We start from the raw sequence: 21,792 nt of genomic DNA on the forward strand, positions 1-21,792 counted from the left end.
ACCGCTGATACAATAAGAACCATTCTCAATCTCGACACCTTCCGTCCGGGATTGCCAACGTCTCCCCTTTCGCCGCACTTCCATGACTCGCAGCCTGGCGCCGGATCACCATCATGTGGGCGCACTCTATGTGGACCATCACCGCTGGCTGGTGAACTGGCTGCGCAGAAAGCTGGGGTGCGGCTTTGACGCCGCCGATATCGCGCAAGACACCTTTCATCGGCTATTGGCCGCGCCCGAGCGCGCCCGCGGGCTGCAAGAGCCGCGCGCCTATCTGACGACGCTGGCGCACGGCCTGGCCGTGGACCACATCCGCCGGCGCAAGCTGGAGCGGGCCTATCTCGACGAGCTGGCCCTGCTGCCAGAAGCCCAGGCCCCGTCTCCCGAAACCCGTGCCCTGCTGCTCGAAACCCTGGTACGCATCGACCGCATGCTGGACGGCTTGAACGCCAAGGCGAAGGCGGCATTCCTGATGTCGCGGCTGGACGGCATGACCTATCCCGACATCGCCGCAACCTTGCGCGTGTCGTTGAGCTCCGTCGAAAAATACATGGCCGCCGCCATCCGTCATTGCTACGAGCTGCGCTATGGCTGATCGCGCCGTGGTGCTGGATCGCGCCATTTCCTTTGCGGTGCGCCTGAACTCGGGCCACGCCGACGCCGCCGAGCACGAGGCCTGCCGCCGCTGGCGCGAGGCCGACGCCGAGCACGAACGGGTCTGGCGCCAGTTGCAGGCGATCGAGACGGATCTGCGCGCGGTGTCCGGCTCGGCGGCGGCGTCCGCGCTGCGCGCCGCCCCCGCCCGCGGCCGCCGCCGCGTCCTTGCCATGCTGGCGTTGGGAACGGTGGGCGCTGGCGCGACGCTGGCGTGGCGCGACGGCGCCTGGGATCGCATGACCGCCGACTACCGCAGCGGCGTCGGCGAGCGTCGCCGGTTCGCGCTGGAGGGCGGGGCCGAACTGTGGCTGAACACGGGCAGCGCCGTGCGGACCGACCCGGGCGGCCGGCGCCTGACCCTGCTGGCCGGCGAGCTGCGCATGGACACGGGCGCGGCGCCCGCCCCGTGGGAAGTGCGCACACGCCAGGCGCGTTTCACCGCCACGCAGGCGCGCTTTCTGCTGCGCACGATCGAAGACGCCACGCTGCTGGACATGCAGCGCGGCGACTTGCGCATTGCCCCCGTGCACGGCGCCGAATCGCGCGCCGAACCCGGCGGGCGCTACCGCGTGACAGACCGCGATGCGCGGCGCGAACCCGCCTTGCCGTTCGGCGCCGATAGCTGGGCCGACGGCGTGCTGACCGTGCGCGGCATGCGGCTCGCGGACTTCCTGCAGGAACTGTCGCGTTATCAGCGCGGCTGGATCAGCTGCGATCCCGCCGTGGCCGATCTGCGGGTGTCGGGCGTCTTCCTGCTGGACGACCTGCCAGGCGCGCTCAATACGCTGTCCCGCGCGCTGCCCACGCGGATCGAGCGCTACGCGGGCCTGTGGACCCGCGTGCTGCCCGCCTGAATGCCGTTACAACTTTTTGGCGACGCCCCTTACGGGTTTTGGCGTCCTCGTTCGACATAGGGAATGACACCCCCCGTTTGAACCAGGATCGCCTACGTCATGTCCCGCTCTGCACGCCCTACCCCGACGCGCCTTCTGCGCCTGCTTCCGCTGTGCGCCGCGCTGGCGCTTGCCCCCGCCGTTCACGCCCAGTCCGCGCGCGTGACAGTCGAACAGGCCGCCGCGCCGCTTGAGACTGCCTTGAACCAGTACGCCGCGTCGGCGCGGGTGACGCTGTCGTTCGATCCGTCGCTCACCACGGGCCGGCAGGCGCCGGCGCTGCACGGGCCCTACGCCATCGCCGAGGGCTTTGCGGCGCTGCTGGCGGGCAGCGGCCTGGTCGCCGAACAGACGGGCGAACGACACTTCGTCATCCGGCCCGCTGCACCGTCGGTCAGCACGCTGGCCCCCGTCACGGTGACGGGCGACTCGGCCGCCGAGCGCTACAACCCGCCGACCACGGTAGGCTCCAAGACGCCGCTCACGCAGCGCCAGATTCCGCAGTCGATCAGCGTGGTCACGCAAGAGCGGATGCGCCAGCAGGCCATGCAGACGCTGGACGATGCGATGCGCAACACGGCGGGCGTCACCGTCGAACGCCGCGACAACAGCCGCTCGATCTTCCATTCGCGCGGCTTTGACATGACGTCGTATCAGATCGACGGCATTCCCACGCAATACGACTGGCGCATGCTGTCCTCGACGGACCTTGCCATCTACGACCGCGTCGAGGTCCTGAAAGGACCCGCAGGCTTGTACAACGGCGCGGGCGGACTGGGCGGCGCGATCAACCTGGTCCACAAGCGCCCGCAAAAGGAATTCGGCTTCGAAGGCAGCGTCTCGGCGGGATCGTGGGACAACTACCGCTCCGAGGTCGACCTGACCGGCGGCCTGAACGAGGATGGCTCGCTGCGCGGACGGCTGGTTGGCGTCTACCAGGACCGCCGCTTCTTCTACGACAAAACCAACGAGCAGCATTCCGTGCTGTACGGCGCGCTGGCTTATGACTTCACGCCGCGCACCACGCTGACGGTGGGCGGCGGCCGCCAGGAACGCGACATCCACGCGTCGATGTGGTCGATCCCGGCGCTCATGACCGTGGGCCCCGGCGGCCAGCCCAGTTTCTCGCTGGCCGACATCAAGCGCTCCACCTTCATCGGCGCCGACTGGAACCGTGACCAGTTCACGTCCACCGAAGCCTTCGCCGACGTGGAGCACCGCCTGGACAATGGCTGGACCGCCAAGCTGTCCGGCCGCTACGCCGAAAACAAGCTGGACCGCGAACAGGCGTACGGCTGGGGGCCGGCCAACACCTCGAACAACCTGATCCAGCTGCTGTCGGCCAAGGGCCCGACGCGGCAGGCGCAGACTTCCTACGACGCCTACGCCGACGGCCCCTTCCAGCTGTTCGGCCGCCAGCACAATCTGACGCTGGGCGCCAACTACACCGACTCGCGCTTTGACAACGCGTGGAACTATCCGACGCCGAACTGGGCGCCGCGCATCGACATCACGAACCCGCGCTCGGACTTCGAACGCCTGGACTATGCCTTCAACAACAGCAACCACGCGCGCACCAAGCAATGGGGCCTCTACAGCAACCTGCGCCTGCGTCTGGCCGAGCCGCTGACGCTGGTGGCGGGCGGGCGCTTCAGCTGGTGGGACCTGACTTCCAACCAGCGCACGCTCACCGCGGAAAAGGCGCAGCAGGCCAATTACGACGGCAAGTTCACGCCCAACCTGGGCCTGATCTATGACCTGAACGACACCTATTCGGTCTATACCAGCTACTCCGAGATCTTCCTGCCGCAGAACGGATACACCACGGCGGACGGCAGCATGCTCAAGCCGTTGGAAGGCAAGCAGATCGAGGCTGGCATCAAGGGCGAATACCTGGACGGCGCGCTCAATGCCTCGTTTGCGGTGTTCGAGATCCGCGACGAGAACCGCGCCACGCTCTCGCCGGATTCCACCACGGTCTACACGGCCAATGGCAAGACGCGCAACCGCGGATTCGAGCTCCAGGTCAACGGCGAGATCCAGCCGGGCTGGAACGTCTATGCCGGCTACACGTGGCTGCAGACGCGCGTGGACCAAAGCGCCTCGTACGACTCGAACGTGACCGCCGTCGCGCCGCGCCATCTGCTGCGGTTGTGGACGGATTACCGGCTGCCGGGCGTGGCGAACCGGTGGACCATCGGCGGCGGCGTCAACGTGCAAAGCGGCACCTACGTTGCGCTGCCGCAGTACAACGGCGCGCGGCTGGAGCAAGGCGGCTATGCGACGGTCGACATGAAGATCGGCTACGAGATCAACCGCAACGTGGACGTGGCGCTCAACGTCACCAACCTGTTCGACCGCAAGTACTACGCGACCATCAGTTCGCCGCGCTCGCAGAACATCTTTGGCGAACCGCAGGCCTTCCTGCTGACGCTGCGCGCCAAGTACTGAGCGCGGCATGGCGATCGCAGCGCGCCCGTTCTGGGTCCGCGTGCACCGATGGGCGGGGCTGGCCACCGCCCTGTTCCTGTGCGTGGCCGGCCTGACGGGCAGCATCCTGGCGTTCAAGGAAGACCTGGACGCCTGGCTCAATCCGCAGTTGTTCCTGGCGCCCGCCGAGGGGCGCGCGCTGCTGGACCCCTTTGTCCTGCGCGACACGGTTCGCGCACAGTTGCCGTGGGCCGGCATCGAGCAGGTGCCGCTGCGGCGCGAGGCAGACCGGGCCGTGGTCTTTCGGCTGACGCCGCGGCAGGATGCGGCCACCGGACGCATGCTGCCGCGGCCCGCCACACATGCCTTCGCGGACCCCTATAGCGGAAAGGTGCTGGGCTGGCGCAACGAGGGTGCGGTGTCGCTCGCGCGCGAGAACCTGCTGCCGTTCATCTACCGGCTGCATCTGGATCTGACGCTGCCCGGCGTCTGGGGCCGCTTGCTGTATGGCGTGATCGCGCTCATCTGGACGCTGGACTGTTTTGCCGGCTTTTACCTGACCCTGCCGTCCAAGGGCGCAAAGCGCGCGGGATTTTGGCGCGCGTGGCAGCCGGCCTGGTCGATCAAGCAAGGCGCCTCGGCGGCGCGCTTCACGCTGGACCTGCACCGCGCCTTCGGCCTCTGGCTGTGGGCCCTGCTGCTGGTGTATGCGTGGTCCAGCGTCATGTTCAACCTGCGGGCCCAGGTCTACCAGCCCGTAATGTCGGTCATCATGCCGTTCGACACATCGTGGCGCGGCGCGCCCGTCCTGCCGCAGCCGCTGGCCACGCCCGCGCTGGACGGCCCGGCCGCCCTTGCGGCGGCGCGCCGCGCGATGGGCGAACTGGCAAAAGAACGCGGCTTTAGCGTGGATGGCGAGGAGTCGCTGATGCTGGACCGGCGGCGCGGCGTGTACGCGTACCTGGCGCACAGCGACGCCGACCTGCGCCGCCATGTGGGCAACACCGCCATCCTGATCGACGCCAACACGGGCGCGCGGCGCGGCATGTACCTGCCCACGCGCGGCGCATGGGGCGACACGTTCAGCAACTGGCTGGGCGCGCTGCACATGGCGCACGTCTTCGGCCTGCCCTACCGGATCTTTGCCTGCCTGCTAGGGCTGATTGTCGTCATGCTGTCCGTGACCGGCGTGCTGATCTGGCGGCGCAAGCAGCGGGGCCGGTCGCATGCCGCATTGCGCCGGCCGGGCTGACACGTGCCGGCCACCAGCACGCGAACGCCTACGCGTCGTTTTTCAGGACGCCGCGCACGTTGAGCACGGCCAAACCGAGTTGCAGCGCAATAAGCGCCCAGGCGTCGTCGTGCAGTCCCCAGGCCACCCACAGCACGTTGCTGGCAAGAAATACCCAGAAACCGGCCGTGCGCCGGGCAGGGCTGCGCGAGGCAACCAGCCAGGCGGCGGCAAGCGACGCCGCCATGGCCGGCCATTGCAGGAAGTCCCACAACGCATCCAGCGTCATCGGCTACGGTTCCTGCTCAATGCACAAGACAGGATCAAGGCTTGGACCGGGCGCCTTGCCCGCGGTTGCGCTGGCTCTGCTGGTCCTGGCCAGTGCCGATCTGCGTGGTATGGCCCTCCTTCTTGGTGCGGTTCTGCGTGTCGCCGTGGCTCGCCTGCGATTCCCGCGGCGTATCGTCCTGCGTGCGGTCCGCGCCGGTCTCGTGGTGCTTGTCGTCCTTCTGCTTGGTCATGATTTGCTCCTTTCGTTGACGCGGATCCGGTTGTCGACGTCGTTGACGCCGGCGCATTCCACGGTGCAATCCTCGATGTGATGCTTGATGCGGCGGTTGGGGACGGTGCCCTCCAGCACGACCCGGCCATCGGTAACCGCAACCGACACGTCGCTCACGTCCAGGCCACTATGGGCGAGCGCCTCGCAGACGTTCTCGCGGATCCGGTCGTCCGAACGGATGTAGCCCTTGGGATCGGTCCTGCGCGATGCGCGGTCGCGCCATGCCGTCGGGCCGCGGTTGTAGCCGCCGCGCTCGGCGGTTTCGAAGGACATGGATTCCTCGCGCCAGGCCGGGCGGTCGCCGTAGTAGCCGCCTTCGTCGTCGCCAAAGGACGTGGGGCCGTCGTAGGACTGATCGCGCCCGTAGGCGCGGTCGCGCCCGCCCGGATATCGGCCCTGGCCGCCCGAGCCGCGGCCCTGATCGCCATATCGGCCGCGCGCGTCATGGTGGCGGTCATCGCTGCCACGCCCGCGGTCCTGCCCCTCGACCACCTGTTGACGCTGGAACGAGGGATCTTCGTTCGAGAATCCGCCGTAGCTGCTCTGGCCAGGATCCGCGCTGCGGCTGCGCACAGGCTCTCGCGTCTCGCGCGTGCCTCCCTGGCGGGTGCCTTCGCTCTGATATCCGAACGAAGGCGCGGGGTCCTGCCACGGTTCCCGCTCGCCTCGAAATGCAGGCGTGTTCCTCGGGTCTCTACTCATATCGTCTCTCCCGTTGCAAGTTGCACATCAAGCGGGCCGGGTTCGGGGACAGCTGCGCGCCCTCGCCTGCCCGCCTCGCCAGGGCAGCAAGTGCTGTGCCGGACGGACGCGGCCGGCCGGACAGCACAAGGTCCACGCTGTATGGCCGATAGGCCAAAGGCGGTCGCGGTGCTAAGAATGGGTCATGCGGTCAGAACGCCGTGGCAAGGCCCAACAACCGCATCCGGCAACACGACACACGACATTCAGGAGATGAAATATGGCTTCAGGATCCAGGCTGTCCGATGTAATCGTAAAACTCCCCGATCGCTCCACCTGCCGCGTAGAACGGCGTTTGATCGCAAGGAGAACGCAAGAAGCATCCGGTGTCCCCATCTACGTCTGCACCCTTCCGACCGGCGAGCCCGTCACGTGGCTGGGGGGAGGCAAATACCGGCTGCCGTGCGGGTCGGTGGGGGTGGCGGTGGCGCACAAACCGCCTGACAGGTGACGGGGCAGGCAGTTGGCACGCGGGCGGCACGCAGCTTGCTGGCCGCCCCGGCATTCACGCCAGGAGGGACGCGAATGAATGCCATCGAACGGGTCGCCGCGTACATGCACGAGCACTCGCTGCAACTGGTGACCGCCGAGTCGTGCACGGCAGGGCTGATTGCCGCCACGCTTGCCGACATACCGGGCACGGGCGCGTTGCTGGACTGCGCGTTCGTGACCTACACGCCGCAGGCCAAGCAGAAGTGCCTGGGCGTGGCGGCGCGTACGCTGCAGCGCCACAATCTGACCAGTGAAGCGGTTGCCAGGGAAATGGCGCTGGGCGCCGCCCGCAACAGTCCGGCGAACGTCGCAATTTCAAACACGGGCGTCACCGACGGCACCGACCCCGACATTCCCGCCGGCACGCAGTGTTACGCATGGGTATTCAAGGCTGGCCCCGCCGATGGCGCGCCAGCCGTCTACACCGAGACGACGCGTTTCGACGGTGACCGCAACGCGATCCGGCGCGCCAGCGCGCAGCACGCGCTGGCCCGGATGATTGCCTATCACGAGCAGTGGCAGAACGGCGTCCCACCCTCTCCGTCCGGCTCCGGGTCCAGCTGAGCGCCCTCGCTGCCTGCCGCCGCGTCCCACCCTCTGCGCAGCGCGGTCGCGAATCCGCCTTCGACGCGCGAATACGGCCGGGCGCTGGTGGTCACGCGCGGCAGGCAGGACCATGCGATGTGCGCGCCGCCGGCTTCCAGCTTGTCGACCAGGGCCTGGTCCTCGCTGCAGGTCAACGCCGCAAAACCGCCAATGCGCCGGTACACGTGCGCCGCGACGCCCAGGTTCGCCCCGTGCACATGCCGGTGGCCATCGCGATCCTGGTAATGCGCGGCGAACGCACCGCGCGCCCGCTGCGCAAACGCGCCGTGCGCTTCCCATCCCGCGACCGATATCGTGCCGCACACCACTTCCGCGTCCAAGGAAAGCTGGTCGGCCAGCCAATCGGGCGACACGTTCGTGTCGGCATCGGTGAAGGCCAGCCACCGCGCGCCGGCATCCAGCAGATGATGCGCGCCGGCGGCACGCGCGACGCCCACGTTGCGCGCGTGGACCGTCAACAGATCCACCGGCCAGCCGGCGACGATTCCCGCAGTGCGATCCACGCAGTGATCCAGCACCACCGCGATCCGCACCGCTTCGCCGCCCAGCCGCGCATGGCGCGAGGCGCGCAGTACGGCGCGCAGGCAGTCCTCGATATGGCGCTCTTCGTTGTGCGCCGGAATACACACGCCGATCATGAATCGCTTCCTTGGGGTTGTCTGCGCCATACATCCAGGCGGAACTCGGGCTCTTCGTGCCGCGCCGTGCACACCAGGCCGGGCAGCGCGCCGAGCGCGGCATGCAACGCATCCGTGGGCTGTAGACGGTCATCGAAATCCGGGCGCCAGTGACAGGCCACCAGTTCACCGCCGGCGCCCAGCGACGCGTCCACGCCATGCAAAAAAGCGCGAAGCGCGGCGTCGTCCAGGTAATACGCCACTTCCGACAGCACGATGAGGTCAAAGCCGTCCGGCGGCACGTCAGGCCACTGCCGCGGCAGGTCGAGCGCCAGCACCGCGACGTGGTCCAGGCCCTCGCCCGCCATGCGCTCGCCGCAACGCGCGGCTGCCGCCGGAGCGACGTCGACGGCGCAGACCTGCGCGCACCGCAGCGCCAGGCATCGGGTCAGCTCCCCCGTGCCGCAACCTGGCTCGAAGGCATGGCGGTAGTGTTCGCGGCCGAGCGCCGCCAGCAGCAGGCCGCGCTTGCGGCGTTCGTACCAAGCGCTTGCCACGCGCCACGGGTCGGGGTCGGCGCGGTACAGCCGTTCGAAGTGATCCGCGGCTACAGCGCCCATGGCGCGCCCTCGTGGTTAAGCACCGCTTGTCCGTGCGCCGCCTGATCGCGTTCGGCATGGCTCTGACGGATGAAGACGGGCAGATCGGCCATCACCTGCGCAAAGCCGGCGTCGCGGCACAACGGCCCCGCGCCCAGCGCGCGCGCCGCCCGTTCCACCACCACGGCCGCCGCCGCCTCCACGGCCAAGCGGGCTCGCGCGCAAGCCATCGCGCACGACTGGCGCGGATGCGCATCGATCTCGGCAGCGGTCTCGCGCAGCACTGCTCGCGCCTGCGCCAGGGCGACGTCGACGGCGCCCAGATGCGCAAGGCGATGCGGGTCGGCGGACGTCACGGGCAACGCCGCGCGCAACGACTGGGCAATGTGCACCAGCCCGCCATACCAGCTCGCCGCGACACCGGCGCCGCCGTGCAGGAAACCGGGGCGATTCACGTAGGCGCCGGGCTTGCCTACCAGCGTGCACGGCACGTGGCTGAAGGCCACGTCGACGCTGGCCGACGCGCGCATGCCCACCGCGTGCCAGCCGGCGTCGGTCACCTTGACGCCATCCTGATCCATTGCCACCGCGACCAGACAGGGTTCTCCGGCCGGATTCCAGCCGCTGACGAGCGCGTGCGTCACGGATGCCGCGCCGGAACACCACGCCTTGACGCCGTGCAATAGCGCCGAACCCTCGGCGCGCTGCGTGATCTGGACGCGGTGATCCGGGGGTTCGGCGCACCACACGGCCCAGCGGCTATTCGCCATCGAGGGCGCGGGCGACGCCTGCAACTCCGCCAGGATGGCGAGCGCATCGGTGTGGCCCTCGAACAGCTTGGCCAGGCTGAGATCCGCTGCCGCCACGCGGGCCAGCGCCTGCCACCGTTCGCGCGTGCGGCCCGAGGCCGGCAGCGGCAGCCGGTCGCACCCCTGCTCGACAAGGATCCGCAGCCAGCGCCCGGGATCGAGCGGTGCACGGGCATCTGAAAGTGCCTGATCGAGGATGTCCAGGCACGAAGGCTGAGCGGCAAGGCCGCGATGGTCTGTCATGAAAATTGGGGCACAAGGTGCGCAAGAAGATGCGCCGTGTTCAGCAAACGTCGTGCCCGTCACGGCGGGGGTGGCGACCACCCCAGCGCCAGCGCATCGCCTTCCACGCATGCGACTAACGACGCGCCCTGCCCGCCTTGGACCGGATGTCCGCCCGTGAAGTCGGAAAACGCCGGCAGCACGGTGATGCCGGGGCGCAGCCAGAAGGCTGGCCAGCTGCGCGGCACGCCCGGCACGCGCGTCTTCGGATGCACGTGGCCGGCAATGACGTGCCGGCCCTGCGTGTCCGGCGTTGGCAGATGCCGGAAAAGAAATGGGCCGTCGCCCCACGCCTGCCCAAGCTGGCGCATGCCCAGCGCCGGCGCGTCCAGAGCCCGGTCGTGGTTGCCGGCCAGCACCGCCACGTCCACGCCCGCATGCGCCTCGCGCCACGCAATCCACGCATCGCGCCAGGCGGCCTGGGCGGCGGGGCCGTGCAGCACATCGCCCACGATCAGCAGTTCGGTCGCCTGCGTCGCCGCGATCAGCGCCGACAAGCGATTCAAGTCATCCATCGTCGCGCCGCGCGGCACGGCGATGCCCGCCTGGCGAAACACATGGCTCTTGCCCAGATGCAGGTCGGCAATCACCAGCCGGGACCGCGCCGGCCAGTGCATGCCGCGCGCGCCCAGCAGGACGACGCGTTCGCCCGCCAGCGCTATCGCCAGGCCTGCGTCAGGCGACGCGTGCATAACGCTTCTCCAGTTGCTCGGCGGCGCGCTTGACACGCGCCTGCCACGTCTCGGTGCTGAGCTGTCCGCGCAGGCTTTCGGTCCACAGCGGGAACGACAGTGGCGTGAGCGCGCGCGGTTCGCACAAGGCCAGTTTGCGGCGCTGGCAGTCTTGCAGCGCCGCCAGCAGGCGCGGCGCCTCCAGCTGCAATTCAAAGACTTCGCGCTCCGCCTGCGCCAGCAGAAGGTGATCGGGATCGTAGCGGCGCAGCACGTCGTAGAGCAGACCGCTGGACGCTTGCACCTGCCGCAGCGAGCGCGCCGCCTGCCCCGGCAACGACGGCGTCAGCAGGCCGGCAACGCGGGCAATCTCCCTGAACTGGCGGCGCGCCATTTCGCCAAGATTCACGCCCTCGCGCAGGTCCTCGGCCATGTTGTCGGGACTGAGCAGCGCGCGCAGCAGCGTGTCGTCCAGCGCGGCAGGTTCGGCCAAGGTCAGCATCAGACCGTAGTCATTGACGGTGTAGGAAATCGTGTTGGGCTGGCGCCGGCCCCAGCGCAGCGCGACCATCGCGGCGATGCCCTCATGCACGGCGCGGCCGGCAAACGGAAACAGGAACAGATGCGTGCCGCGCCGCGTCTTGATGCGCTCGGCCACCAGCCGGCCGTGGTCGGGCAGCGCGCTGGCCGCTTCCTGAATCCGCAGCAGCGGCCCGACCGCACGCATTTCCGGATGGTCGCCGGGATGGGAATACAGGCTTTCCACTTCGCTCGCCAACTGCGTCGACAAGGGCATGCGGCCGCCCTGCCACGTCGCGACGGGCCCGTCGCCGGCCTTTGCGCGGCGCACGTAGGCGACCATGCCCTCCAGCCGCACCAGCTCCAGCGTGCGGCCGGCGAACTGAAAGCGGTCGCCGCGCCGCAGACGCGCCAGGAATCCTTCCTCGACGGACCCCAGACTGCCGCCCCGCAGATACTTCACCGCCACCGCGCCGTCAGACGTGATGGTGCCGATGGACAGCCGATGCCGGAACGCGATGCGCCGGTCGTGCACGCGGTAGCAGCCATCCTCGTCGCGCACCACGCGGTGGTAGTCCGGGTACTTTGCCAGCGCGCGCCCTCCTTGCACGATGAAGTCCAGCACGGCCTGCCACGTTGCAGCGTCGAGCGTGGCGTAGGCATGCGTGCCGCGAACTTCCTCGTACAGCTCAGCGGCATCGAACCCGCCGCCCAGCGCCAGCGTCACGGCGTGCTGGGCCAGCACGTCCAGGCTGCCGATGGGCGGCATGCGCGATTCGATCTCGCCGCGCGCGATCGCCTGGCGGGCCGCGGCATACTCGATCAATTCCAGCGCCTGCGCGGGCACGCAGACGACGTTGCCCGATTCGCCGGGCCGATGCTTGGCGCGGCCGGCGCGCTGCAACAGGCGCGCCACGCCCTTTGGGCTGCCGATCTGCAGCACCTGGTCCACCGCCGGGAAATCCACGCCCAGATCCAGGCTGGACGTCGCGACCACGCAGCGCACCGTGCCATCGCGCAGACCTTGCTCGACCCCGGCGCGCAGCTTGGGATCCAGCGACCCGTGATGCAAGGCCAGCGTGGCCGGGGCTTCGGGCCAGATCGATTCCAGCGCGCGATGCCACAGCTCGGCCTGCGCCCGGGTGTTCGTGAACAGCAGCGTCGCGCGCACGTCGAAAAGGCGCTTGAAGACGCGTTCGAGCTGCGACAGCCCCAGGTGGCCCGCCCAAGGCAGCGCCCGGCTGCGTTCCGGCAGCAAGGTCGATATCTGGATCTTGCGCGGCTTGGCGCCCGCCACCAGCGCGCTGTCCGGCGCCTGCGGCAGCAGCACCGCGCGCGCCTGCTCCAGATTGCCCAGCGTGGCGGACAGCCCCCACGTCCTGGCGGCCGGCGACAGCTTCCGAACGCGCGCCAGGCATAGCTGCAACAGCACGCCCCGCTTGTTGCCCAGGAGCTCGTGCCATTCGTCCACCACAATGCAGCGCAACGCGCGAAAGCGCAGCGACGCATCGGCGTAAGACAGCAGCAGCGCCAGCGATTCGGGCGTGATGACCAGCACGTGCGCCTTGCCCTGCCGCGCCAGCCGCTTGTCACGCGCGCTGGCGTCGCCGGTGCGCAGCGCGACCGTCCAGTCGATGCCCAATTCGCTCGCCGTCTGCGTCAACGCCCGCGTGGTATCGGCGGCCAGCGCGCGCAGCGGCGTCACCCACAGCACGCGCGGTCCCTCGCCCGCCGCCGCGCGCCCCGGTGTGTCGTCTTCAAGCGCTTCGAGCAGCGGGCCGCCAAATGCCGCCAATGTCTTGCCGCTGCCCGTCGGCGTATGCAGCAACCCCGACTCGCCATCCAGATAACGGCGCCACGTTTCGCGCTGAAAAGGCGCGGGCTTCCAGCCGCGTGTCTTGAACCACGCGATCAGCGGCGCGTCCCTGCCCCGGGTCCCGCCACTCATCGCGCCAGCGCCTTCAGGGTGACAAGCTGATCGGCCTCGCCCGCAGGCTTGTCGTGCCGCCAGCGCAGGATGCGCGGAAAGCGCACCGCCACGCCGGACTTGTGCCGTTTGGACAGGTTGACGCCCTCAAAGCCCAGTTCGAAGACCTGTACCGGCTCGACCGAGCGCACCGGTCCGAAGCGTTCGCGCGTGTGGGCGCGCAACCAGCGATCCAGTTCCAGGATCTCTTTGTCGTCCAGCCCCGAATACGCCTTGGCGATCGGCACCAGCGCATCGCCATCCCACAGCCCGAAGGTGTAGTCGGTGTAGAGCGTGCTGCGCCGGCCATGACCGGATTGCGCGTACAACAACACGGCGTCGATGGTGAGCGGATCGATCTTCCACTTCCACCAGTCACCGCGCCGCCGCCCGCTTTGATAGGGCGCGCTGCGGCGCTTGAGCATGAAGCCCTCGACACCGCGCTCGCGCGATTCCGCGCGCAGTGCGAGGGCCTCGTCCCAGTCCGAGGGCGCCACGGCCGGCGACATGCGCAGCCGCGGATCGGGGTGGCGGCGCAGCAGCGCTTCCAGTCGCTCACGCCGCTGTGCCTGCGGCAATTCGCGCAGGTCCTCGCCTTCCAGTTCAAGCAGGTCGTACGCCAGCATCTGCACCGGCGCCTCGGCCAGCCACTTGGGGCCGGGCTTTAATCGCTGGATACGGGTTTGCAGTGCTGAAAACGGCATGGGGTCCGTCTGGCCATCCTGCCAGGCCAGCAACTCGCCATCGATGACGCAGTCCACGTTCAGCGCGGCGGCCGCCGCTTCCACTTCCGGAAAACGCCCGTCCAGCCGCTCTTCGCCGCGCGACCACAGCGACACTTCGCCGTGGCGCCGGATCAGCTGCGCGCGGATCCCATCCCACTTCCATTCCAGCAGCCACTCGTCGATGGGGCCCAGAATGGCGGGCTCGCCTTCAAGCGGCGAGGCCAGGAAGAAGGGGTAAGGCTGCTGGCGATCGCCGGGCAGTTCTTCCACGCTGAGCAAGTCGCGCAGGAACGCCGGGCTGGGGGACCACGCGCCCAGCATGCGCTGCGCGATGCGGGCGATGGGCACCCCCGACATCTCGGCCAGCGCCTGCTGCACCATGCGCTGCGACACCCCGACGCGCAGCGCGCCGGTCAGGAGCTTGTTGAACACCAGGCGTTCCGCGTACGGCAAGCCCAGCCACGCAGACACGATGACCTCGCGCCGCTCGGTCTCGTCGCGATTGGCCACGGGCAGCAAGACCTCTTCGATCCAATCGGCCAGCCCGCGATCGGGCGCGGCCTGTACCGGGTCCGGCACCAGCAACGCCAAGGTTTCGGCCAGGTCGCCGACCTGGTCATAGCAGGCGTCCAGCAGCCACGGCGCCGTGCCGGAGGCGTCGGCCGCCCAGGCGCGCAGCTCGCCCACGCCGGCAATCTTCTTGCGCGCGCTGGTGATCTTGCCGCCCGCCAGCAGATACAGCGCCCAGACCGCGTCGCGCGGCGGCGCATCGCGGAAGTACGCCACCAGCGCCGCGCGCTTGTCCAAGGTGGCGGTGCTGCGGTCAAGCTCCTGATACAACCCCGCGAATCGCTTCATGCCTGCGTCCGTTCCCCTGTCGATGATCCAGGATGTTCGTGTCCGTCCTAGTCGTCTTCTCCGTACTGCGTCACCAACGTCTCCGCGGCGATGCCCGAATCATTCAGCGTCCGCACCAGCGCCTCGGTGTCGCCGTGCGTGGCGATGACCCGCTTGGCGCCGGTGTCGCGGATCGTGCGCACCAGATCGGGCCAATCCGCATGGTCCGACACCACGAAGCCGCGATCCATGTTGCGGCGCCGCCGATTGCCGCGCAGCCGCATCCACCCGGACGCAAACCCATGCTGCGCCTTGCGAAAGCGCCGCAGCCACGGGCTGCCGGCGGCTGACGGCGGCGCAAGGATCAGCTCTCCAGCAAATCCCGTGCCCGAGGCGGCGGGGCCGTCCGCGTCGATGACCAGCCGCGTCTCGGCCAGCGGCACGCCCGCCTTGCGGTACACGTCCACGCCCGCGGCGATCGCGCCATGCAGGTAGACCGGGCGGTCGATGAACGGGATCAATTCCGCAAGCACGCGCTGCGCCTTGCCTAACGCATAGCAATACAGAATGGCCGCCTCGCCGCGCGCGGCGCAGTGGTCGCGCCACTGCACTATGTCGCGCGCCACGTCCGAGGCGCTGGGCCAGCGATAGATGGGCAACCCAAAGGTGGCCTCGGTGATGAAGGTGTCGCAGGGCACGACTTCAAAGGGGCTGCACGTGGGATCGGGCTGGCGCTTGTAGTCGCCGGACACGACCCAGACTTCGCCACCGACTTCGATGCGCACCTGCGCCGACCCAAGCACGTGGCCGGCCGGATGCAGCGACACGCGCGCGTCGCCCAACGTGAAGGTCTCGCCGTAAGCATGGACCCGGTAATCCTGGTCGCCCAGGCGCCATTGCAAAATGGGCAAGCCTTCGGCGCTGGTGTGATAGCGGCCCATGCCCGAACGCGCATGATCGCCGTGACCATGCGTCAGCACGGCCACGTCCACCGGCCGCCACGGATCGATGTGAAAGCCGCCGGCCGGACAGTACAGCCCTTCCGGACGCAATTGCACGATGTCGCGCATGGCACCTCCCGATCGGCGCGGCGCAAGGGGTTCGCGGCCGCTTGCCTTGGTTATACCCCGCGCCGCCGCGGGAAATCCGCGCCAAACGCGCGCCGCTAACATCCGATGAGAATTTAAAACTTCAGTTGCAGACGAGGGGCGTCGCAAGCAAGTAGTGTGTAGCGGTGGCTCAAAGGAGAAAATATGCGTACAAATCACATCCTCACCATCATTGCCCTGGTCGTCGTGGTTTCGATCGCCGTGTCGGTCGTACCCTGGTAGGTATCTAGCGACGAGGCCGGGCATGCCACGGAACCTTCATGCCCGCTGCCTTACCGCCCGCCTTGATCGAACAGACGCTGCGCGCCGTGGCGCGCCGCTACCGCGTCGCGGCAATGTCCGCACCCGCGCGCGGGCTTGAAGATTCCGACCCGGCGGCGGCGCTTGCCGCCGCCATCGAAGCAGGCCGCGCGGCGCTGATTTCCGGCGCCGAGCCCCAGCGCGAACATCAGCATCTCTTTGTCGCTGCGCTGTCGCGGTTGATTCGCGACGCCCTGCGGGACCCGGGCGGAGACCCCGTTTTCCAGGCCATGGTCCTGCGCCATCAAAGTGCGCAGGTGCGCGAACATGCTTCGCTATCGGCGCACGCGGGCGCGGACCGGCGCGCCGTGCGCACGGCGGTGGCTGCGTTTGCGCATCCCGGCAAACGTCGCCGGATGCCCGCCGGGCCGTTGGCCGATGCGCTCGCGGACTTGGATAGCGCCTGCGCCGCCGGCGATTGGCGCGTTCTGACGCAAGGCGTGCAAGCCCTGCTTTCCGCACTGGGGTCCGATGAGAAGGCGGACCCAGCGCTTGCCGGTCAACTGGAGGCGTTGCTTCGCGACCCCGCCTTGGCGCGTCTGCGGCGGCAGGACGACTTGGCGTCGGATCCCCAAGTTCAACGCTATCAATCCCTGTGGCAGCGCCAAGGCCCGCGCACCGGCACGCCCGAGGCCGCCGCCCAGGGGCTGGACGCGCGGCGCCGCGGTGTGGCCGTCGAGGCGCGCGCGCAAGCGTCAATTGCCGCGCTGGCCCAACACCTTGCGCAGGCGGCTGGCGAGACCTATCGGGTGGCGACGTCCCTGCGCGTGCCGGCATCGATACCCGGTAATGCCGACCGCGCCAAGACCGAATGGGACGTGGCTCTGCTGCGGCAGTCGGGTGGCGATGCGGCGGGCCCGGTCTGGGACGTGTGTCTGCTGGTGGAGGCCAAGGCTTCCACGGATGCCGCCACCACGGATCTGCCGCGGTTGCTGCGCGGCCTGCGGCTGCTCAAGCATGCCGATGCGCAGACCACCTATGTGTTCGACAGCCATCAGGGGCCCCTGCGGCTGCGCGGCGCGGCGCTGGCCGCGCTGCCGGTGGACCCGGACGAGCTTGCCAGCACGATTCTTTATTTCTCGGACGCGCCCGCGGAAACCGCGCCCCGGCTGCTCAGCGCCGCGAGCCGCATGCAGCTGCTTTCCGCGCAAGAAAGTTTGGACTACGCCAGCCAGACGATCGCGGGCGAAGCGCCAGATTCGCAGACGCTTGCGCCGCTATGGCGTCAACTGCTTGCGCAGCCTCGCTGGAGCCCCGTGCTCAATCAGTTTCCGTGCTTGCAGCAGGTGCGGGCGTTGATGGTGCATGCCGACGATCTTGAGGCGGCCATCGCGCGGTTGGGTCAGGACGGCGTAAAAGCCTGATCGCTCGCGGCGGCAAGCGTCCCGCCCCAGTCCCGCGCATGCCGCTCGATGTGCTCGCGGATGAAGTCGGCAAGCACGCGCGTGGCCATCGACGGAAAGCGGTTCGGTGCAGTCAGCAGATAGATGGCATCGCCCACGCCCTCGGGCTCGAACGTGGGCAACACCTGCATCAGCGTCTGATCGCGCAGCATTTCCCACACGGCGTAACGCGGCAGCAGCGCCACGCCCAGGCCCGCCAGCACCGCGTCGCGCAGGAACGGATAATCGCCCGACTGCAGCCGTGGCGCCACGCGCAGGATCAACGGATCGCCGTGCGCCTGCTTGAGCCGCAGATCGAAGCGCCGGCCCAGCGATTGCGGCGCGATAAGGTCGCAACGGCCCAACTGTTCGATGTGCTGCACCGGCCCGTTGCGCGCCAGAAAGCCGGGCGATGCGCACAGGCACCACTGGATGCCGCATAGCCGCCGCGCCACGTGATCTTCCGGCGGAGACGAGGTGATCTTCAGCGCAATGTCGACTTCGGCGGAGATCAGGTCGCCGATGCCGTCGTTGATGTGCACGCGCAGCGCGATGTCGGGATGGGCGCGCGCGAATTCCAGCAGCACCGGCGCCAGATAAAGATGGCCAAGCCCCGTGGGCAGGCGGATGCGCACGTCGCCGCGCACCGCGCCATCGAGACTGTCGATGGCCGCCTGCACCGTGCGCATCTCGTCCAGCAGCCGGATGCCGTGCTGGTACAGCAACTGCCCCGCCTGCGTCAGTTCGACATGGCGGGTGGTGCGCCGGAACAGTTGCGCGCCCAGATCGAGTTCCAGCCGCTTCAGCCGGTGCGACATGTTCGACCGCGTCATGCCGCAACGCTGGGCGGCCGCGCTGAGATTGCGCGACTCGACCATCGCGACAAAAAGCCTGACGAGGTTCAGGTCCGGCATATTGTCAATCATGATTCACCATTCCCGGCACAAACCGATGGATTGTCCAATGCGTCGGCCGAGTCTAGCATCGTCTTCATTGCCCTAGCCCCCTAGCCGAGGAGCGCCCGATCCCCATGCCGACCCCGCCCATTGACGCTTCCTGCGGCCCCTACGCCGGACTGCGCGTGCTGGACCTGAGCCAGGGGATCGCGGGCCCGTACTGCGCGCAGATCCTGTGGCAGCAAGGCGCCGACGTCATGAAGGTGGAGCCGCCCGACGGCGACTGGGGCCGGCACGTGGGCGTTGTGCGCGACGACCAGAGCGCGCTGTCCATTGCCTACAACGCCGGCAAGCGCGGCGTGTGCGTGGACGCGCGCCAGCCGCGCGGCAAGGCGCTTCTCGCGGAACTGGCGCAACGCGCGGATCTGGTGATCCAGAACTTCCGGCCGGGCGTGGCCGAGCGCATGGGGGTGGGCTACGACAGCCTCGCGGCGCGTTGCCCCGGTCTCGTCTACGTGTCCATCAGCGGTTACGGACCGGACGGCCCCTATGCCAACGCGCCGGCGTCCGATTCGGTGATGCAGGCCGACAGCGGCCTGATGTTCGCCAACCAGACGCCCGCGGGCGAGCCCCGCCGCATCGGCCTCTTGATGGCAGACATCGCCACCGCGCTGTACGCCGTGCAGGCCGCCAGTGCCGCGCTCTACCAGCAGGCGCGCAGCGGCCGCGGCCAGCATGTGCAGCTCAGTCTGCTTGCCGCCTGCGCGGCCTTGCAGGTGAACGACATTCTTGCCTATGGCATCGCGGGGCAGCGCGAGGCGGTGGCGGTCAGCGCGCCCAATGGCGTGTTCGACACCGCCGACGCGCGCCTGTCGGTGCTGGCGCTGAACAACGATCAGTTCGCGCGCTTGTGCCGCGCGCTCGAGCGGTCCGATTGGCTGGCCGATCCGGCCCTGTCCACCAACGCGGGGCGCATGGCGCAGCGCGACCGCCTGCATCGGGAAATGGCCGAGCAACTGGCGCTGCATCCCGCCGCGCACTGGGTGGAACGCCTGACGCGCGAAGACGTGCTGCATGCCCGCGTGCGCGATTACGACGGTCTGGCCGCGCATCCGCAGGCCGCGCACCTGGGCTTGCTGGAACCGCTGGCGCAGCCAGGCGGCGAGCCGCTGCCCTATGCGCGCGCGGCTGGCGCCTTGTCGCGCCGGCCCCTTGCCGCCGCGCCCGCGGTCGGTGAGCACACGGTCGAGGCGCTGACCGATTGGGGTGTGCCGCGCGGGCAGATCCAGGCCCTGCTTGAGGCCGGCGTGCTGCGCCAGGCTGCTTGCAGCAAGGAGGCCGTATGATGCGCGCCCTGGTCTGCCATCGCCACGGTCCGGTCGAGGACGTCGTGCCCGGCGAGCTTGCCGACGCGCCCGCCCCCGCCCCCGACGAGGTCACCATCGCCATCGAGCATGCGAGCGTCAGCCATGCAACCAAGCTGCTGATCGAGGGACGTTATCAAAGCCGTCCGCCCCTGCCCTTTGCGCCCGGCACGGAGGCCGCCGGCCGCGTCATCGCCTGCGGCGCCAAGGTCACGCGCCTCAAGCCTGGCGACAGGGTGGTGGCGCTGGCGCGCTGGGGCTGCTACGCCGAACGCCTGACCGTGCCCGAATACACCGTCTATCCGGTGCCCGAGGACTTGCCGCTCCTGAGCGCGCTGCCCATCCCGATTTCGTACGGCACCGCCTGGACAGCGCTGCTCTGGCGCGCCGCCATGCAGCCCGGCGAGACGGTGCTGGTGCTGGGCGCCGGCTCCGGCGTGGGGCTGGCGGCCGTCGAGATTGCGTCGGCACTGGGCGCGAACGTGATCGCCTGCGCCAGCACGCCGGAAAAGCGCCAGGCCGCGCTGGACGCGGGCGCGGCCCATGCGTTCGCCGCCGACGCGGACATGCCGCAGGCCGTCAAGGCGGCCAGCCACGGGCGTGGCGCGGACGTGGTGCTGGACGCCGTGGGCGGCGACGCCTTCGAACACAGCGTGCGCGCCGCGGCGGCCAACGCGCGCATGGTGTCGGTGGGTTTCGCCAGCGGCCGCATTCCCGACGTGCCGCTGAACCTGCTGCTTGTGAAGAACATTGCCCTGCATGGGTTTTTCTTTGGCCGCTACATCGGCTGGACGCCCGCGGACGAACGCATCGTCCACGCGCCCGCCGTGCAGCGGACCATGTCCACCCTCTTCGACTGGGCCCGCCGCCAGCGGATCCGGCCGGCTGTAACGGCGATCTATCCGATCACCGGTCTTGCCGCAGCACTCGCCGCCCTGGAAAGCCGACAAGTCGTCGGCAAGGTGGCGATCACAATAACGACGGAGACAACCCCATGCGTACCCACGACTTCCGGCGCGCCGCCTGGCCGCGCCGCGCCCGCGCAGCGATCGATGTAGCGCCCCGCATTCGCCAGCTTGCAGCCTTGGCCCTGGCGGCCAGTTGCGCCTGCTTTACGGTCGCGGCGCAGGCTGCCGATGCCTACCCCAGCAAGCCCATCACCATGGTGGTGCCCTACCCGCCGGGCGGTCCGACCGATATCGTGGCGCGGCTGGTGGCCGCGGAAATGTCCAAGACCATCGGCCAGAACATCGTCGTCGACAACAAGCCGGGCGCCAGCGGCATGATCGGCGCGGACCTTGTGGCGCGCGCCGCGCCCGACGGCTACACATTCCTGGCCAACGCCTCGCTGCATGTCATCAACCCGTACATCTACGCGTCGATGCGCTATGACGCTTTCAAGGATTTCGCGCCCATCACGCAGCTGGCGGACGTGCCGCTGGTGCTGGTGGTGCCGCAGACGTCCAAGGTGCGGACCGTGCAGGACCTGGTGGCGCAGGGCAAGACCCAACAGCTGAACTTCGGTTCGGCCGGGTCGGCGTCTGCGCAGCAGCTTGCGGGCGAGTCCTTCAAGGTGCGCGCCGGCCTGCCGATGCAGCACGTGCCCTACAAAGGCAGCGCGCCCGCGCTGACGGATCTGGTGGGCGGACAGATTCAGCTGATGTTCGATTCCATGCCGTCGGCCATGCCCTTCATCAAGTCCGGCAAGCTGCGCGCGGTGGCGGTCACCACAAGCCGGCGCGTGGATGAGCTGCCCGACGTGCCCACGATGGCCGAGTCCGGATTTCCGGGCTTTGACATCAGCACCTGGTACGGCCTGTGGGCGCCCAAAGGCACGCCGCCGGCCATCGTGGCCAAGCTGTCCGAGCACGCGGCCCGGGCGCTTCGCCAGCCCAATGTCGTAACGCAGTATGCCGGCCTGGGTGCCAAGCCGGTGGGATCGGACCCCGCGACGTTTGCCCGATTCAACGTGTCGGAAGGCGAAAAGTGGCGGGACATCGTCAAGGCGGCGCAAATCAAGCCGCAGTAGTGGGAAAGGCGGGCCGCGAAGACCTTCGGACGGACGCGGGCAAGCGCGGCGCGGGTAATCCCCCATAAGCAGCGC

General features: G+C 68.9%; 20 protein-coding genes. 9 read left to right on the plus strand and 11 right to left on the minus strand.

The features are described 5' to 3' along the window. The first annotated feature begins 82 nt into the window (after window positions 1-82). From LN047_RS19855 to LN047_RS19870, 4 genes are all read left to right on the plus strand, one after another. Entirely contained in the window at window positions 83-595 is a 513-nt protein-coding gene (locus tag LN047_RS19855; protein WP_373979974.1) for a sigma-70 family RNA polymerase sigma factor, read from the plus strand. Beyond that, entirely contained in the window at window positions 588-1,511 is a 924-nt protein-coding gene (locus LN047_RS19860) for a FecR domain-containing protein (RefSeq protein ID WP_373979975.1), read from the plus strand. Before LN047_RS19855 ends, LN047_RS19860 begins: the two co-directional genes overlap by 8 nt. Window positions 1,512-1,610: 99 nt before the next feature. Further along, the gene (locus LN047_RS19865; protein WP_373979976.1) at window positions 1,611-4,001 is read left to right on the plus strand and encodes a TonB-dependent siderophore receptor; all 2,391 of its coding nucleotides are present in this window, start codon (window positions 1,611-1,613) and stop codon (window positions 3,999-4,001) included. Window positions 4,002-4,008: 7 nt separating this feature from the next. Then, window positions 4,009-5,232, plus strand: coding sequence for a PepSY-associated TM helix domain-containing protein (locus LN047_RS19870; RefSeq protein WP_373979977.1), 1,224 nt, complete (start codon window positions 4,009-4,011; stop codon window positions 5,230-5,232). Window positions 5,233-5,260: 28 nt separating this feature from the next. Here LN047_RS19870 and LN047_RS19875 read toward each other — a convergent pair whose 3' ends face one another. From LN047_RS19875 to LN047_RS19885, 3 genes are read right to left on the minus strand one after another with little or no spacing between them, the layout of a single operon-like run. Further along, entirely contained in the window at window positions 5,261-5,500 is a 240-nt protein-coding gene (locus LN047_RS19875; protein WP_373979978.1) for a hypothetical protein, read from the minus strand. Window positions 5,501-5,534: 34 nt separating this feature from the next. Beyond that, window positions 5,535-5,732 carry a hypothetical protein gene (locus tag LN047_RS19880; protein ID WP_373979979.1) on the minus strand — a complete coding sequence of 66 codons (198 nt, stop codon included), beginning with the start codon at window positions 5,730-5,732 and terminating at the stop codon, window positions 5,535-5,537. After that, window positions 5,729-6,475, minus strand: coding sequence for a BON domain-containing protein (locus LN047_RS19885; protein ID WP_373979980.1), 747 nt, complete (start codon window positions 6,473-6,475; stop codon window positions 5,729-5,731). The genes LN047_RS19880 and LN047_RS19885 overlap by 4 nt, the downstream gene beginning before the upstream one ends. Before the next feature lie 564 nt (window positions 6,476-7,039). Here LN047_RS19885 and LN047_RS19890 point away from each other — a divergent pair. Then, window positions 7,040-7,570 carry a CinA family protein gene (locus LN047_RS19890; RefSeq protein ID WP_373979981.1) on the plus strand — a complete coding sequence of 177 codons (531 nt, stop codon included), beginning with the start codon at window positions 7,040-7,042 and terminating at the stop codon, window positions 7,568-7,570. Here the strand turns inward: LN047_RS19890 and LN047_RS19895 are convergent. Genes LN047_RS19895 through LN047_RS19925 form a run of 7 tightly spaced genes read right to left on the minus strand, consistent with a single transcriptional unit; the run spans window position 7,513 to window position 15,707 of the window. Continuing rightward, a complete protein-coding gene (locus tag LN047_RS19895) occupies window positions 7,513-8,250 on the minus strand; it encodes a glycosyltransferase family 2 protein (RefSeq protein WP_373979982.1) in 738 nt (245 codons plus the stop codon). The two genes, LN047_RS19890 and LN047_RS19895, sit on opposite strands and share 58 nt — an antisense overlap. Then, a complete protein-coding gene (locus LN047_RS19900) occupies window positions 8,247-8,849 on the minus strand; it encodes an SAM-dependent methyltransferase (RefSeq protein ID WP_373979983.1) in 603 nt (200 codons plus the stop codon). The genes LN047_RS19895 and LN047_RS19900 overlap by 4 nt, the downstream gene beginning before the upstream one ends. After that, entirely contained in the window at window positions 8,837-9,880 is a 1,044-nt protein-coding gene (locus LN047_RS19905) for an acyl-CoA dehydrogenase (RefSeq protein WP_373979984.1), read from the minus strand. Before LN047_RS19905 ends, LN047_RS19900 begins: the two co-directional genes overlap by 13 nt. Before the next feature lie 59 nt (window positions 9,881-9,939). Then, on the minus strand, window positions 9,940-10,611 hold the full coding sequence (gene pdeM / locus LN047_RS19910; RefSeq protein WP_373979985.1) for a ligase-associated DNA damage response endonuclease PdeM: 672 nt from the start codon (window positions 10,609-10,611) through the stop codon (window positions 9,940-9,942). Continuing rightward, the gene (locus tag LN047_RS19915) at window positions 10,595-13,057 is read right to left on the minus strand and encodes a ligase-associated DNA damage response DEXH box helicase (RefSeq protein WP_373979986.1); all 2,463 of its coding nucleotides are present in this window, start codon (window positions 13,055-13,057) and stop codon (window positions 10,595-10,597) included. The genes pdeM and LN047_RS19915 overlap by 17 nt, the downstream gene beginning before the upstream one ends. Continuing rightward, window positions 13,054-14,658: an ATP-dependent DNA ligase gene (locus LN047_RS19920; RefSeq protein WP_373979987.1), complete on the minus strand. Its 1,605-nt coding sequence runs from the start codon at window positions 14,656-14,658 to the stop codon at window positions 13,054-13,056. The genes LN047_RS19915 and LN047_RS19920 overlap by 4 nt, the downstream gene beginning before the upstream one ends. A gap of 47 nt (window positions 14,659-14,705) precedes the next feature. Next, entirely contained in the window at window positions 14,706-15,707 is a 1,002-nt protein-coding gene (locus LN047_RS19925; protein ID WP_056322871.1) for a ligase-associated DNA damage response exonuclease, read from the minus strand. Between the two features lie 299 nt (window positions 15,708-16,006). On the opposite strand from LN047_RS19925, the gene LN047_RS19930 reads away from it, so the two are divergent. After that, the gene (locus LN047_RS19930; RefSeq protein WP_373979988.1) at window positions 16,007-17,410 is read left to right on the plus strand and encodes a 3-deoxy-D-arabino-heptulosonate 7-phosphate synthase; all 1,404 of its coding nucleotides are present in this window, start codon (window positions 16,007-16,009) and stop codon (window positions 17,408-17,410) included. Here LN047_RS19930 and LN047_RS19935 read toward each other — a convergent pair. Then, window positions 17,389-18,354 carry a LysR family transcriptional regulator gene (locus LN047_RS19935; RefSeq protein WP_373979989.1) on the minus strand — a complete coding sequence of 322 codons (966 nt, stop codon included), beginning with the start codon at window positions 18,352-18,354 and terminating at the stop codon, window positions 17,389-17,391. The two genes, LN047_RS19930 and LN047_RS19935, sit on opposite strands and share 22 nt — an antisense overlap. Before the next feature lie 104 nt (window positions 18,355-18,458). Here LN047_RS19935 and LN047_RS19940 point away from each other — a divergent pair, with 104 nt between their 5' ends. From LN047_RS19940 to LN047_RS19950, 3 genes are read left to right on the plus strand one after another with little or no spacing between them, the layout of a single operon-like run. Further along, window positions 18,459-19,670: a CaiB/BaiF CoA transferase family protein gene (locus LN047_RS19940; RefSeq protein WP_373979990.1), complete on the plus strand. Its 1,212-nt coding sequence runs from the start codon at window positions 18,459-18,461 to the stop codon at window positions 19,668-19,670. Further along, a complete protein-coding gene (locus tag LN047_RS19945) occupies window positions 19,670-20,746 on the plus strand; it encodes an NADPH:quinone oxidoreductase family protein (RefSeq protein ID WP_373982161.1) in 1,077 nt (358 codons plus the stop codon). Before LN047_RS19940 ends, LN047_RS19945 begins: the two co-directional genes overlap by 1 nt. After that, on the plus strand, window positions 20,683-21,717 hold the full coding sequence (locus LN047_RS19950) for a Bug family tripartite tricarboxylate transporter substrate binding protein (RefSeq protein WP_373979991.1): 1,035 nt from the start codon (window positions 20,683-20,685) through the stop codon (window positions 21,715-21,717). The genes LN047_RS19945 and LN047_RS19950 overlap by 64 nt, the downstream gene beginning before the upstream one ends. The last annotated feature ends 75 nt before the right edge of the window (window positions 21,718-21,792 follow it).

The sequence above is a fragment of the Achromobacter sp. JD417 genome (assembly GCF_041879325.1).
In the GTDB taxonomy this organism is placed as follows: domain Bacteria; phylum Pseudomonadota; class Gammaproteobacteria; order Burkholderiales; family Burkholderiaceae_B; genus Achromobacter; species Achromobacter mucicolens.

Coding starts and splice junctions, on each gene's coding strand:
- LN047_RS19855 (WP_373979974.1), top strand. CDS start 83: ATGACTCGCAGCCTGGCGCCGGATCACCATCATGTGGGCGCACTCTAT.
- LN047_RS19860 (WP_373979975.1), top strand. CDS start 588: ATGGCTGATCGCGCCGTGGTGCTGGATCGCGCCATTTCCTTTGCGGTG.
- LN047_RS19865 (WP_373979976.1), top strand. CDS start 1,611: ATGTCCCGCTCTGCACGCCCTACCCCGACGCGCCTTCTGCGCCTGCTT.
- LN047_RS19870 (WP_373979977.1), top strand. CDS start 4,009: ATGGCGATCGCAGCGCGCCCGTTCTGGGTCCGCGTGCACCGATGGGCG.
- LN047_RS19875 (WP_373979978.1), bottom strand. CDS start 5,500: ATGACGCTGGATGCGTTGTGGGACTTCCTGCAATGGCCGGCCATGGCG.
- LN047_RS19880 (WP_373979979.1), bottom strand. CDS start 5,732: ATGACCAAGCAGAAGGACGACAAGCACCACGAGACCGGCGCGGACCGC.
- LN047_RS19885 (WP_373979980.1), bottom strand. CDS start 6,475: ATGAGTAGAGACCCGAGGAACACGCCTGCATTTCGAGGCGAGCGGGAA.
- LN047_RS19890 (WP_373979981.1), top strand. CDS start 7,040: ATGAATGCCATCGAACGGGTCGCCGCGTACATGCACGAGCACTCGCTG.
- LN047_RS19895 (WP_373979982.1), bottom strand. CDS start 8,250: ATGATCGGCGTGTGTATTCCGGCGCACAACGAAGAGCGCCATATCGAG.
- LN047_RS19900 (WP_373979983.1), bottom strand. CDS start 8,849: ATGGGCGCTGTAGCCGCGGATCACTTCGAACGGCTGTACCGCGCCGAC.
- LN047_RS19905 (WP_373979984.1), bottom strand. CDS start 9,880: ATGACAGACCATCGCGGCCTTGCCGCTCAGCCTTCGTGCCTGGACATC.
- pdeM (WP_373979985.1), bottom strand. CDS start 10,611: ATGCACGCGTCGCCTGACGCAGGCCTGGCGATAGCGCTGGCGGGCGAA.
- LN047_RS19915 (WP_373979986.1), bottom strand. CDS start 13,057: ATGAGTGGCGGGACCCGGGGCAGGGACGCGCCGCTGATCGCGTGGTTC.
- LN047_RS19920 (WP_373979987.1), bottom strand. CDS start 14,658: ATGAAGCGATTCGCGGGGTTGTATCAGGAGCTTGACCGCAGCACCGCC.
- LN047_RS19925 (WP_056322871.1), bottom strand. CDS start 15,707: ATGCGCGACATCGTGCAATTGCGTCCGGAAGGGCTGTACTGTCCGGCC.
- LN047_RS19930 (WP_373979988.1), top strand. CDS start 16,007: ATGCCCGCTGCCTTACCGCCCGCCTTGATCGAACAGACGCTGCGCGCC.
- LN047_RS19935 (WP_373979989.1), bottom strand. CDS start 18,354: ATGATTGACAATATGCCGGACCTGAACCTCGTCAGGCTTTTTGTCGCG.
- LN047_RS19940 (WP_373979990.1), top strand. CDS start 18,459: ATGCCGACCCCGCCCATTGACGCTTCCTGCGGCCCCTACGCCGGACTG.
- LN047_RS19945 (WP_373982161.1), top strand. CDS start 19,670: ATGCGCGCCCTGGTCTGCCATCGCCACGGTCCGGTCGAGGACGTCGTG.
- LN047_RS19950 (WP_373979991.1), top strand. CDS start 20,683: ATGCGTACCCACGACTTCCGGCGCGCCGCCTGGCCGCGCCGCGCCCGC.